The organism is Paracoccus shandongensis, assembly GCF_017315735.1.
In the GTDB taxonomy this organism is placed as follows: domain Bacteria; phylum Pseudomonadota; class Alphaproteobacteria; order Rhodobacterales; family Rhodobacteraceae; genus Paracoccus; species Paracoccus shandongensis.
In genome coordinates this window covers 315,040-328,161 of record NZ_JAFLRK010000001.1, presented here as the reverse complement: position 1 = coordinate 328,161, position 13,122 = coordinate 315,040, and the positions used below count along the sequence as shown (strand labels likewise).

The 13,122-nt window shown below is 62.8% G+C and carries 9 protein-coding genes and 1 other RNA gene; 6 read left to right on the top strand and 4 right to left on the bottom strand.

Annotated features, from left to right (window positions below; genetic code table 11):
* The first annotated feature begins 53 nt into the window (after positions 1-53).
* Genes JX613_RS01565 through JX613_RS01555 form a run of 3 tightly spaced genes read left to right on the top strand, consistent with a single transcriptional unit; the run spans position 54 to position 5,139 of the window.
* The gene (locus JX613_RS01565) at positions 54-938 is read left to right on the top strand and encodes a restriction endonuclease (protein ID WP_207099673.1); all 885 of its coding nucleotides are present in this window, start codon (positions 54-56) and stop codon (positions 936-938) included.
* Positions 911-4,930, top strand: a complete 4,020-nt coding sequence (locus JX613_RS01560; RefSeq protein WP_207099672.1) for a type ISP restriction/modification enzyme — start codon at positions 911-913, stop codon at positions 4,928-4,930. The genes JX613_RS01565 and JX613_RS01560 overlap by 28 nt, the downstream gene beginning before the upstream one ends.
* Before the next feature lie 8 nt (positions 4,931-4,938).
* Positions 4,939-5,139, top strand: a complete 201-nt coding sequence (locus JX613_RS01555) for a winged helix-turn-helix domain-containing protein (RefSeq protein WP_207099671.1) — start codon at positions 4,939-4,941, stop codon at positions 5,137-5,139.
* Positions 5,140-5,155: 16 nt separating this feature from the next.
* Here JX613_RS01555 and JX613_RS01550 read toward each other — a convergent pair whose 3' ends face one another.
* From JX613_RS01550 to JX613_RS01540, 3 genes are all read right to left on the bottom strand, one after another.
* On the bottom strand, positions 5,156-6,664 hold the full coding sequence (locus JX613_RS01550; protein WP_336512254.1) for a site-specific integrase: 1,509 nt from the start codon (positions 6,662-6,664) through the stop codon (positions 5,156-5,158).
* Between the two features lie 160 nt (positions 6,665-6,824).
* An RNA gene (gene ffs, locus JX613_RS01545) (signal recognition particle sRNA small type) lies at positions 6,825-6,921 on the bottom strand.
* 41 nt (positions 6,922-6,962) lie between these two features.
* Positions 6,963-8,837 carry a bifunctional 2',3'-cyclic-nucleotide 2'-phosphodiesterase/3'-nucleotidase gene (locus JX613_RS01540; protein ID WP_207099669.1) on the bottom strand — a complete coding sequence of 625 codons (1,875 nt, stop codon included), beginning with the start codon at positions 8,835-8,837 and terminating at the stop codon, positions 6,963-6,965.
* Positions 8,838-9,117: 280 nt separating this feature from the next.
* On the opposite strand from JX613_RS01540, the gene JX613_RS01535 reads away from it, so the two are divergent.
* The gene (locus tag JX613_RS01535; protein WP_207099668.1) at positions 9,118-9,570 is read left to right on the top strand and encodes a hypothetical protein; all 453 of its coding nucleotides are present in this window, start codon (positions 9,118-9,120) and stop codon (positions 9,568-9,570) included.
* Here JX613_RS01535 and JX613_RS01530 read toward each other — a convergent pair.
* Positions 9,567-10,424 carry a prephenate dehydratase gene (locus JX613_RS01530; RefSeq protein WP_207099667.1) on the bottom strand — a complete coding sequence of 286 codons (858 nt, stop codon included), beginning with the start codon at positions 10,422-10,424 and terminating at the stop codon, positions 9,567-9,569. The two genes, JX613_RS01535 and JX613_RS01530, sit on opposite strands and share 4 nt — an antisense overlap.
* Positions 10,425-10,538: 114 nt before the next feature.
* On the opposite strand from JX613_RS01530, the gene JX613_RS01525 reads away from it, so the two are divergent.
* Both JX613_RS01525 and JX613_RS01520 read left to right on the top strand, forming a co-directional pair.
* Positions 10,539-11,075: a c-type cytochrome gene (locus JX613_RS01525; protein WP_207099666.1), complete on the top strand. Its 537-nt coding sequence runs from the start codon at positions 10,539-10,541 to the stop codon at positions 11,073-11,075.
* Between the two features lie 143 nt (positions 11,076-11,218).
* A complete protein-coding gene (locus JX613_RS01520; protein ID WP_207099665.1) occupies positions 11,219-13,072 on the top strand; it encodes an extracellular solute-binding protein in 1,854 nt (617 codons plus the stop codon).
* The last annotated feature ends 50 nt before the right edge of the window (positions 13,073-13,122 follow it).

The window sequence follows — 13,122 nt, the reverse complement described above, 5'->3', positions numbered from 1 at the left end:
GTGCGCTGCGGACGAAACTATGGTCGTCGCGACAGATTTGGACGGTGATTTTCATGACCTCTTCTATTGACGCGCTTCTCGAAAGTTACCGAGCAGCAGCCGCTACTGAGCGCGAGAAAGGCACCTATTACGAACGCCTCTGCGCCGCATTCTTGACCCATGATCCCGTCCAAGCCGAGCAGTATGAGCAAGTCTGGACTTGGGCGGAGTGGGCGGCAGCGAATGGTTGGGTGGGCAAGGATGTTGGTATCGATCTCGTCGCCAAGCTGCGCGGCCATGATGGCTATGCCGCGATCCAGTGCAAGTTCTATGCCGCCAAGCACAAGATCGCGAAAGCCGACATTGATTCCTTCATCTCGGCCTCGGGCAAGGCACCGTTCGCGCGCCGCGTCATTATGGACTCGACCGAAGGCGAATGGTCGGACAACGCGGAGGCCATGCTCATCGGCCAGGTTATCCCGGTCCTTCGCGTCGGTCTGGTCGATATGCGGGCGTCGCCAATCGAGTGGGCCGTCTTCGCCGCCAAGCAGGAAGTCGTGCTCGCCGCGAAGAAGGAACTGCGGCCGCACCAAATCGACGCGCTCGATGCCGTTCGCGAAGGTCTGGCTGAGCATGACCGCGGCAAGATCATCATGGCGTGCGGCACGGGCAAGACCTTCACCGCCCTGAAGATCGCCGAGGATCTGGTCGGCCAAGAGGGTAGGGTGCTGTTCCTTATCCCGTCGCTGGCGCTGATGGCTCAGACGGTGCGGGAATGGACGAACGACACGGCGACGCCGCTCCGTTCCTTTGCGGTCTGCTCGGACAGCCAGGTTGGCCGGCGCCGGGTTGCCAAGGATGACGTGGCCGAAATCACAACATTGGATCTCGCTTTTCCGGCACCACTGATCCTGCGGCGCTGGCGGCCGGTGTGGCCGATCCTGCGCTTGGCAAGATGACGGTTGTCTTTGCAACCTACCAGTCGATCCAGACCGTTTCTGACGCCCAGCTCAAGCACGGTATGGGACGATTCGACCTGATCATCTGCGACGAGGCCCATCGCACCACCGGTGCAACCATCGACGGGCAGGAGGAAAGCAACTTCGTCAAGGTCCACAACGATGCGATCGTCGGCGGCAACAAGCGGCTCTACATGACTGCGACGCCGCGCATCTACGGGGACGCAGCGAAATCGAAGGCGAGCGACTTGGGTGTCACCCTTGCTACGATGGACAACGAAGAGCTCTTCGGCCCAACATTGTTCTATCGGGGCTTTGGTTGGGCTGTGCAGGAGGGGCTGCTGACCGACTACAAGGTTGTCGTGCTGACGATGGATGAGGGACTGGTGGCCCGTTCAGTCCAGCAGCGCATCGAGGATCCGGCCAGTGGTCTCTTGCTCGATGATGCCACACGCATCCTAGGTTGTTATAAGGCGCTGACCAAGATGGACCTTCAGGCCGATCTGGGAGCGGATACCCAGCCCATGCGCCGCGCGCTGGCCTTCTGCCGCGATATCGCGTCCTCAAAGCTGGTGCGCAACGAGTTCTCGGAGGTGGTGAACGAATATCTCAGATCGGCGGAGGTGAAGCAGCGTGATGCAGATCTCGCCCGGCATCACCTCGACTGCGAGATCAGGCATGTCGACGGGACCTTCAATGCCAAGACGCGAGGAGAGCTGCTCGACTGGCTCAAGGCAGACACCCATGACCAGACTTGTCGGATCCTGACCAATGCTCGCTGCCTCTCTGAGGGCGTCGATGTCCCGGCGCTGGATGCGATCATGTTCCTGCATCCGCGCAAGTCGCAGATCGACGTGGTGCAGTCGGTGGGCCGGGTCATGCGCCGCGCGCCGAACAAGCGCATGGGCTATGTTATTCTGCCGGTCGGCATTCCTGCCAACAAGTCCCCCGAGGAGGCCCTGAACGACAACGAGAAATACCGTGTTGTCTGGCAAATCTTGAACGCGCTGCGTGCCCATGACGAGCGGCTAGATGCGACCATAAACCAGATGTCGTTGGGCCAAGACGTTTCAGACAAGGTCGAGATTATCAGTCTCGACAGCAAGGAGCTGCAGTCCGTTACTGCAACAGTAGAAAATCTACCACCAAAGGCTGCTGCCAAGAAAGCGAATGTCGGAGGCAACAGCTACGACAGACGTGACGACGACTTTGTCATAGACGATGACCGTGAACCCGAGCAGGGATCGCTTGTCCTCGACGACTTCAGTCGAGCCATCAAGGCGAAGATCGTCAAGAAGTGTGGCGATCGCGAATACTGGGACCGCTGGGCGGCCAGCCTGCGCGATATCGCCCTGACTCACATTACTCGACTTGAGGCCATCCTCTCGGTTCGTGACAGCCTTGCCAGGCAGGCCTTCGACGCATTCCTGGCCGAGATCCGCGACGACCTGAACAGCGGCATCACCGAGGCCGAGGCCATCGAGATGCTGGCGCAACATATCATCACGCGTCCAGTCTTCGATGCCCTCTTCGAGGGTCACGCCTTCACCGAAGAGAACCCGGTCTCGCGCGCGATCCAAGGCGTGCTCAACACGCTGGAAAGCGCGCATCTGGAAAAGGAGAGTCGGGATCTCGATGAGTTCTACCAGAGCGTCCGTAACAAGGCCCACGGCATCACCGACCCCGCCGCCAAGCAGGAACTGGTCCGACAGCTTTACGACAACTTCTTCGGCGTCGCCTTCAAAGGCACGCGTGATAAGCTGGGCATCGTCTACACCCCGATTGAGATCGTCGACTTCATCATCCGCTCGGTTAACGACGTGCTGCAGGACGAGTTTGGCCAAGCCCTCGGGTCAAAGGGTGTTCACATCATCGACCCTTTCACCGGCACGGGCACCTTCATCACGCGCCTGCTGCAGTCCGGTCTGATCCAGCCGGAGGAGCTTGAATACAAGTTCCGCTATGAGCTGCACGCGAACGAGATCGTGTTGCTGGCCTATTACATCGCGGCGATCAACATCGAGTCCGTCTATCACGGCCTGAACGGCGGCGACTACACACCCTTCAGCGGTATCCTGCTGACCGACACCTTCGCCATGGGCGAGGGCCAAGACGAGTTGGCGCTGGTCATGCCCGACAACTCCGAGCGTCGCCGTCGCCAGCAGGAACTCGACATCCGCGTCATAATGGGCAACCCACCCTATGCGGTGGCCCAGCACATCGACTACCCGCATCTCGACGGCCGCATTGCCGACACCTATGCCGCCCGGTCGAGTGCCACCTTAAAGAACTCGCTCTACGATAGCTACATCCGCGCTATACGTTGGGGCGCCGACCGGCTGGGTGACAGCGGCGTGCTGGCCTATGTCACAAACGGTGGCTGGGTCGATGGCAACGCCGCCGAAGGCATGCGCAAGTCGATGGCTGACGAGTTCTCGTCCATCTACATCTTCCACCTGCGCGGCAACCAACGGACCACTGGTGAGAGGTCGAAGCGCGAGGGCGGCAAGATCTTCGGCGCAGGCAGCCGGGCCCCGATTGTCATCACCCTGTTCGTGAAGAACCCGCAGGCAGCGAAGCAGGGGCAGATCTTCTTCCACGACATCGGCGACTATCTATCCCGAGAAGACAAGCTGAAGATCGTCAAGGACTTCCGCAGCATCCGCGGCATCAGCGACAAGAAGGGCTGGCAGCAGGTCATCCCCGACGACCACGGCGACTGGCTCAAGCAGCGAGATGACAGCGTGTCGGGTTACATCAGCATCGGCGACAAGAAGGACAGGAGCACGCCGGTGCTTTTCGAGAACTACTCGGCCGGGTTGAAGACGCAACGAGACGTATGGTGCTTCAACTCGTCGCGGAAAGCCCTCGAAAGCAACATCGGGGGCTTGATGACATATTACAATGCGCGGTTGGCCGAATACCGAGCTGCGTGCGCTCACGATTCTACGACCAAGCCCGACTCCTTCGTTGCTGAGTCGCCACGCGATATTTCCTGGTCAACGGGACTTCAGAACGATTTTGTGCGCCAAAGGTCGCTGGCGATGGAGGACGGAACTCTCGTTTCCTCAGTCTATCGTCCCTTTTTCCGCCAGTGGCTCTACTTCAGTCGTCGTCTCAATGATCGTATTGGGCAGACTCGCCTTCTCTTTCCTGAACAACAACTTTCGAACAGGGCGATTGCGATCAAAACGCGGCCAGCTGATGGTCAGTTTGCCCTGATGGTTGGAAGCATATTCGAACTGCAAACCGATGGTGGAGTTCAGTGCTTTCCGTTGACGCTCTACGAGCAAGACGATGTCGTCGAAGAGGGTGATCTCTTCTCGGTGGTCGAGGATCACAAGCCGACCTATCAGGCCCGTCACGGTATCACCGACGCAGGCCTTCTGCATTTTGAAGCCGCCTATCCCGGCGAGACGATTACCAAGGACGACATCTTCTACTACACCTATGGCCTGTTGCACTCCGAAGACTACCGCCGCCGCTTCGCGGACAACCTGACCAAGGAGCTGCCGCGCATCCCATGCGTGAAGAAGGCGGACGACTTCTGGACATTCGTAGATGCCGGCCGCCGCCTAGGCGACCTCCACGTCAACTACGAGAGCGTCCAGCCCTATCCGGTGACCCTAAAGCAGGGCGACCTGTCGCTCGCCACCATCGACGATCCGGTAAAGTTCTTCCGCGTCGAGAAGATGGCCTTCGGGAAGGGCAAGGACCGCTCGACCATCAGCTACAACAGCAATATCACCCTGATCGACGTGCCGCTCGAGGCTTACGACTATGTCGTGAACGGAAAGCCCGCTATCGACTGGGTGATGGAGCGTCAGGCTGTCAAGACCGACAAGGACAGCGGCATCGTAAACGACGCCAACGATTACGCGAACGAGACCATTGGCGACCCGCGCTACCCCTATGACCTGCTGCGCCGTATTATCACCGTAAGCATCGAGACGATGAAGATCGTCCGTGCTTTGCCGCCGCTGGAGATCTGAGTCCCACCATGCCGATCCCGGATTACGAGACGTTGATGCTGCCGGTCCTGCGCCTGTTCGACGAGGGTGCCAGCAACGTGGCCGATTGCGTTTCCAGCCTGAAAGCCGAGTTTGACGTGACCGATGACGAGGGGGCCGAGCTTCTTCCGAGCGGCCGGGTCCCGCGTGTAATGCGTTTTGAAAGCACGTCCAGCGCCATGTATTCATAGACACGGTAGAGAATGCTTATTTCAGATCATATTCCGGCAGACGATCGATTGCGTCAGCCTTCGTCTTGATCGTTATATCGCCATAGTTGTCGCCAGCTGTGCGGGGTGCATGGCCTTGGATGGCATCGAGAACGCGGTCTTGTATTCCGACTTCACGACCGATTGTCTTCAGCCGGTGTCGCCAGCCGTGTGAGGGTTGAACACCATCCGGAACAAGCTTGCTGTCTTGTAGCCAGTCACCAATACGGTTCGCCATCTTCTTAGCGTGGTCGGTGAACTTCGTCGGGTCGGTGGCATTGTGGAAGATCGGGCCGTCAGGCGCGTTCTCCAGATAGTCGAGAAAGCCCAACTTGATGATCTGACGATGCAGCGGAACATCGCGCCATTGTCCTGTCTTCGTGCTGCCCGCCTCTGGCGTGATTCGCGCGATATGCACGTCACCTTCCTTGCGGAAATCAGCTTTCCTAAGCTGCGTGATCTCAGCCACTCGGGCGCCTGTAAATGCGCAGAGCACAGGAACCCAGCGCTTCGCAGCCGTTACCTTGGGGCCCTCCAGGACTTTGCCAGCGGGGCCTGTCTTGGGCTGGTAGGCAAAGGACGCTTTCAGGACCTTAACTGCTTCGGGCGTCGTGTAGCCCTTCTCGCGGTTATGAATCTTCTTCGGTGCTGCAACGCGTAACCCTACAGTTGGGTCAGCTGGGATGCGATCTTTCTCGTGTGCCCAGCGAAACAAGCTACGAACAGTTGGCAGGTAGACCCTGCTGACAGTTGAAGGGTCAAGCTCGGTCACGACGTGATCCAGCCAGTCGACCACGTCCTTCTTCGTGACCTTGGCTGCGTCGTCATGGCGTAGGAAGGCGGTCAGGCTATTGACCGCAAGCACTTGCCTCCGTCCATTATCTTTCATGGATCCAAGTAGCTGGCGACTTTTAACGTAGTCGTCCCACAGGCGCTTGATACTGACCGGTGCAGGGATTTCTTCTGGTGGCTGTGCATTGCGGATCATGGGATGCTGCGGCACGCCGGTGAAATCACCTTCATCCCGTTCCACGACGCGGGATAGTGCTTCATACTCGGCCACACACAGGGCGCGGGCGATCTCGCGCCATTCGTCCGTGCCGGCTGGAGCAGTTAGATTTCCAGACTGCCGAAACCATTCGAGGCTCGCCCCGATCAGAAGAGCCAGTTCTACGTCACTCAAACGACCGGCCATGCCATCGCGCAGGCGTTGCACGCGAGAGTCATCAAGCGAAATAGACACATAGCGCGAATCGTTCCTCAACCGATCGTCAAAGGCCAGGCGCTGGGCATAGTGGCTGGCGGCGATCTGATCCGGTGCAAGGGGATATCGACCTTGCTGGACCTCGGTCGCACCGGTCGATGCTGCTTGCCGCTCGGCTAGGGCGAGTTCATGCTGCAGGGCAGCGACAGCACCGGGTAGATGCCTTATGGCTGTGCGAAGATCTGGTCCTAGAGGAGAACGCAGTTCGGTCTTGCCGATGATCTTGCGCAGTTCCGTCGGCACTACTAGTCGGGCAAAAAATCTACCATTGCGGTTCAGTAAGTATCGGGGTCGGCCAGCCATCTGCAGGATCCGGTTTGTAACATGTTTTGTAACACCGAAACGACCAAAGCCCCTGCAGCGCAAGGGCCTTTTTACACATCAACAGCTTAGCGGATGAAAGGGTGAGAGGCTGGACAACGACCCAAGCGGGGCTCGTTACGGCTGCTTCCTTCCGGACCTGACCGGGTTGGCGAGGCGCCTGCCCGCGCCAACCTCTCGGGGTGCTAGATAGTCGCGTTGCGCGGCCGATGCAAGCCCGTCACAGATGAAGCCGCACAAGGGCGAAGCCCCTGTCGCTTTCGCCCACATGGTCCATCCGCCGGTTGGTGCGGGCGGCGACCCGGGGCAGCAGGGGCAACCCGCCGGGGCCGGTCTCGAAGATCACCGAGGTGCCGGGCAGGGACACGAAGCGCCAGGACGGGGCCGCGTCGATGGACACCCGGCGGCGCTGGCGCAGATAGTTGCGGATCACGTCGCGCGTCTGCGGGCCGGGCGGCACCACGGATGGCTTGCCCGCCGTCAGGGGCGCGAACAACCCGCATTCCGCCAGGCGATAGGAATTGGTGGCCAGCACGAAGCGGTCGCTGTCGCGGATCGGGCGCCCGCGCCAGGTCAGGTCGCGGATGCGGCTGCTGCCGGTGGCGGTCCCGTCCGCCGAAAAACCGGCGCGCTGCGAAAGGTCCACCCGCCAATGCAGATCCTCGATCACGTCGAACTGATAGGCGGGAAAGCGGGGATCGGCCAGGGGCTGGTCGGGGCGGCCAGGCTGGATGCGGTTGAACAGGCTGGCGGACCGTTCCAGCCAGCCGCGAAGATCGGCCCCGGTGACGGGCAGGGCGCAGATGCGATTCGGAAAGGAATAGATGTCGGTCAGGTTGCCAAGCCGCAGGGGACCAGGCGCCACGTCGGTGTAATGCAGCGGCCCGCCGCGCCCGCCCGCGCGGAAGGGCGCGGCCGCCGACAGCACCGGCATCCCCTCCAGCGCCGTGCCGCGCAGGCTTTTGCGCACGAACCAGCGTTGCGCCATGTTCACCAGCGTCAGGGCCGGATCGACGCCCACCAGCGCGAAATAGCTGCTGATGCGCTGTTCGCTGCTGCTGATGCGCGTGCCCAGATGCGACAGCGTCAGGCGATGCGAGGGCGCCACGGCCCGCAGCACGGCGGGGGCGGGGGGCAGGTGGGGGCCGACGGGTTCGCATTGCGCGGTGGCGCGGTCCAGGCGCCAGCCCGAGGCACCCTTGCGCGTCAGCGACAGCTCGATCACCCCCAGGTGAGAGCCGCCAAAGCCCGGCATCACGGCGGGCTTGCCGCGCAGCGTGCCGCGGGCCGTGTCGATGCCCTCGGCCGGGACGGGGGTCTTGCGTGGAAAGACCTCGTGCGTGTGGCCCGCGACGATGGCGTCGATGCCATCCAGCGCGCCCAGGTCGGCCGCCACATTCTCGGCCCCCGGACCGGCGGGATGGGGCGAGATGCCGCTGTGGGCCAGGGCGATGACCACATCCGCCCCCTCGGCGCGCATCTGCGGCACGACGCGCCGCGCGGTGGCAAGAATGTCGTCGCAATCCATGCGCCCGGCCAGGTCGCGGTCCCAGGCGGTGGTCTGCGGCGGCAGGAACCCGACCAGGCCGATGCGCAGCGTGGCCGGGCGGCCGCTGGCGGTCACGACGGGCCGTTGCAGGATCGCATAGCGGGGGAAATCCGCGCGGCCCCTGACCCGCAGGTTGGCGGCCAGCAGGGGAAAGCGCGCCTGGCGCGCCGCCGATTGCAGCACGTCCAGCCCGAAGGCGAAATCGTGGTTGCCGATCGCTGCGGCGTCATAGCCCATCAGGTTCATGGCGGCGATGGCGGGATGGTTCCTGCCGCCAGACCGCGCGGCATGGTCCCCCAGGGGCGTGCCCTGCAGGAAATCGCCATTGTCCACCAGCAGCGTGTTGCGGGCCATCCGCCGGTGCCGTTCCACCAGGGACGCCACCTGCGCCAGGCTTCCCTGCTGGCAGGGACGGTCGGCATGGTAGTCGTGGGGCAGCAGCTTCATGTGCATGTCGGTCGTGGCCAGGACACGCAGCACGATCGTTTCGTTCCCATCTGCTGACGGGCGAACGGAAAGCTCGACCCCGCCCGTTCCGTCTGGCATGAGCCCCCCGATCCAAGGCCGCCGCGCGTTCATGCGCCAGCCGGACCAAGCTATCGGCCCCTGGCCCATCTCTCAACCACAGATTGCAGGACGTGAACCTTAATTCAATTGCACATGCAAATCCGCCACATTATCCTGGGACAAGCGGCGCAAGGGTTGCCGGTTTCACGGGCAGGGGGCATCACGGCTCTCTGCTTGGTTGTATCTTTTGGCGTTATCGGATTATGAACGCGCTGTTCGCGGCCCCTTGCCGCAGACATGCCTCGGATGGTCAGCCTGAATGAAATTCTCGACCCGCATCGACACCAATATTCCCGCAAGCAACCTGTTTGACATCGCCGGCGATTTTCCCCGCAGCGAAAGGGCCCTGGCGGCCCGGGGCGTGCTGGTCCGCCGGATCGACCCGGCCGAGGAACCGGGGATCGGGCTTGGCTGGGATCTGGAATTCAACTGGCGCGGGCAGCGCCGGACGACGCGGCTGGCGGTGACGCGCTTCGACCGGCCGTCGCACATCACGCTGGAGGGTCGTTCCGACCAGTTCGACCTGTCGATCAACATGACCGTGGTCGCGCTGAGCCGGGTCAAGTCGCGCCTTCTGTTCGAGACCGAGGTCCGCCCCCGCAACATGCGCGCGCGGCTGCTGCTGCAGACGGCCAAGCTGGGCAAGTCGCAACTGGACCGCAAGTATGACCAGCGGATCGCCGATTTCCTGACCCACCTGCGGGCGGCCTAGACCGCCTGGCGCTGCGCCTCGCGAAGCGGATCGGCGGGATAGACGCCCAGCAGGTCCAGCGACGAGGTGAAATAGCGCAGCTCCTCCAGCGCGCGTTGCAGGGCCGGATCCTCGGGGTGGCCTTCCACATCCGCATAGAACTGGGTCGCGGTGAAGACGCCGTCCACCATGTAGCTTTCCAGCTTGGTCATGTTGACGCCGTTCGTGGCAAAGCCCCCCATGGCCTTGTAGAGCGCGGCGGGAATGTTGCGGACGCGGAAGACGAAGGTGGTCAGCATCCGGTCGGACCGGCGGCTGTAGTCGGGCTGCCGCCCCATGATCAGGAAGCGGGTGGTGTTGTGGTGGTGATCCTCGATGTCGCTGGCCAGAACCTCCAGCCCGTGAATCTCGGCGGCCAGTTCGCTGGCCATGACGCCTTCCCCCGGCGTGCGGTCGCGCGCCAGGTCGGCGGCGGCGCCCGCGCTGTCGGCCGAGGCCGCGGCAGTGATCCCGTGCCGCGTCAAAAAGCCGCGCGCCTGCGGGATCAGCACCAGATGCGCGCGGACGTGGCGCACATCCTGCAACCGGGTGCCCGGCAGCGACATCAGTGCGATGCGGACCCGCACGAAGGCCTCGTCGATGATGTGCAACCCGGATTGGGGCAGCAGGTGGTGGATGTCCGCGACCCGGCCATAGGTCGAATTTTCCACCGGCAGCATGGCCAGATCCGCCTGGTGGCTGCGCACGGCCTCGATCACGTCCTCGAAGGTGCGGCAGGGCAGGGCCTCCATCCCGGGCCGGGCCTTGCGGCAGGCCTCGTGGCTGTAGGCGCCGGGCTCGCCCTGGAATGCGATGCGGTTCGTGGTGGTCGTCATGGCCGCTGTCCGAATTTTGACTGGTCGCGGGGTAACTATACCTTGATCCTTCAAAGCGAAAGCGGATAGATACCCGACGAATTGACGAGCTTACCAATGCGGGGATCGCACGCGATGTTCAACACCATGACCGTGACCAAGGCCGCCGGCGCGCTGATCGGCGCGCTGCTGTTTCTGATGCTGGCCAACTGGGCGGCGGGATCGTTGTATCACGTCGGCACCGCCGCCCATGGCGAGGGTGAGGAAGTCGCGCAAGCCTATACCATCCCCGTCGAGGAAGCGGCGGGCGGCGGCGAGGAAGCGGCCGAGGAAACCATCGACTTCGCGGCCCTGCTGGCCTCGGCCGACGCGGCGGCGGGCGAAAAGGACTTCGGCAAGTGCAAGGCCTGCCACAAGCTGGACGGCACCGACGGCGTGGGCCCCCACCTGAACGGCGTCGTGGGCCGCGAGGTCGCTTCCGTCGCGGGCTTCAGCTATTCCGAGGCCATGGTCGCGCACAAGGCCGACGCGCCGCAGTGGACGCCCGAGGCGTTGCAGGAATTCCTGACCAACCCCAAGGGCGTCGTGCCGGGCACCAAGATGTCCTTCGCGGGCCTGAAGGATCCGCAGGACCGCGCCGACATCATCACCTATCTGCAATCCCAGCAGTAAGGCCTGCTTCACCAGATCGGGGCGCATCTTCGGATGCGCCTTTTTTCATGCGCACCTGTCGCGCGGCCATCACGAAATCGCGGCTTGATCGTGTCTTCGGCGCTGCCTAGCGTGCAGCAGACACCAAAACCCGGAGTTCGCCGATGCGCCGCCTTGCCCTGATCGCCGCCCTGGCCCTTGCCCCGGCATCCGCCGCCCTGTCGCAAGAGGCCCAAGGCGACGAACAGGTCATCAAGACCCATGCCATCGCGCTGTTCGGCGAACCCGCGCTGCCCGCCGATTTCCCCCATTACCGATACGTCAACCCCGACGCGCCCAAGGGGGGCGAGATTTCATTCGGCGCGGTGGGTGGCTTCGACAGCTTCAACCCCTTCACCCACCGGGGCCGCGCCATCGCGCTGGCGGTGATCCAGCTTGAACGGCTGATGGACAGCCCGGCGGACGAACTGGGCGTGGACTATTGCCTGCTGTGCGAGACGCTGGAATATCCCCCCAGCAAGGACTGGGTGATCTTCAACCTGCGCCCCGAGGCGCGCTTCAGCGACGGCACGCCCCTGACCGCCCATGACGTGCTGTTCAGCTTTGAAACCTTGCGCGACAAGGGCCTGTCGTCCTTCCGCATGGCGATGCAGCAGATGATCGCCAAGGCCGAGGTTCTGGACGACCACCGCATCAAGTTCACCTTCGCCGAAGGCTATCCCCGCCGCGACGTGATTTCGCAGATGGGCAACCAGATCGTGTTTTCCAAGAAGGACTTCGAGGACAACAAGCGCGACCTGGAGCAGAGCAGCACCATCCCCTATGTCGGATCCGGCCCCTACATGTTCGACCGCGCCGACATGGGGCGCACCCTGGTCGTCAAGCGCAACCCCGATTACTGGGGCAAGGATCTGCCGATCAACAAGGGCCGCTACAACTTCGACCGCATCCGCTACGAGATGTTCGGCGATTTCGACAGCGCCTTCGAAGCCTTCAAGGCGGGCGAATACACCTATCGCAATGAGACATCGTCGATGCACTGGTCCACGCGCTATGACTTCCCGGCGCTGGCCTCGGGCGCGGTGGTGCGGGAAACGCTGCCCAACGGCGAAATCGCCAGCGCCGACGGCTGGGTCTTCAACCTGCGCCGCGCCAAGTTCCAGGACATCCGCGTGCGCGAGGCGATCGGGCTGATGTTCAACTTCGAATGGACCAACCAGACGCTGCTGTATGGTCTGGAAACGCGGGTCAATTCCTTCTGGGACAACAGCCAGTTCCGCGCGGACGGCCCGCCCTCGGACGCGGAAAAGGCGCTGCTGGAACCTGTCGCGGGCGACCTGCCGCCGGGCATCCTGACCGACGACGCCGTGGTCCAGCCGGTGTCGGGCGAACGCCAGCTTGACCGGGGGAACATGCGCCGTGCCGTGGCGCTGCTGGATCAGGCGGGCTGGACCGTGGGCCGCGACGGGATGCGCCGCAACGCCGCCGGAGAGGTTCTGAGCATCGAGATCCTGAACGACGACGTGGGCAACGACCGCATCATCAACCCCTTCATCCAGAACCTGCGCGCCATCGGCATCGACGCCGTCAACCGCCGTGTGGACAATGCGGAAATGCAGTTGCGCACCCGGTCCAAGGACTTCGACATGGTCGAGGACAGCCTGGGCCAGGCCTATGCGATCGGCGGCTATGCCGGCCAGGTCTTCGGGTCCGAAGACAAGGACGACGTGTTCAACCCCATGGGCCTTGCCAATCCCGCCATCGACAAGCTGCTGGAGGTCGGACAGCAGGCGGAAACCATGGAAGACAACATCGTCGCCATCAACGCGCTGGACCGCGCGCTGCGCAGCCTGCGCTTCTGGGTGCCGAAATGGTTCAAGGCGGAATACACGCTGGCCTATTACGACATGTACCGACACCCCGAACAGATGCCGCCCTATGCGCTTGGCACGCTGGATTTCTGGTGGGCGGATACCGCGCGCGAATCCGAACTGAAGGCCAGCGGCGCGATCCGCTGAGGGTTGATTTCCCGGCGGTCCCGCCCGACAAGGGCCGGACAAGGAAAACG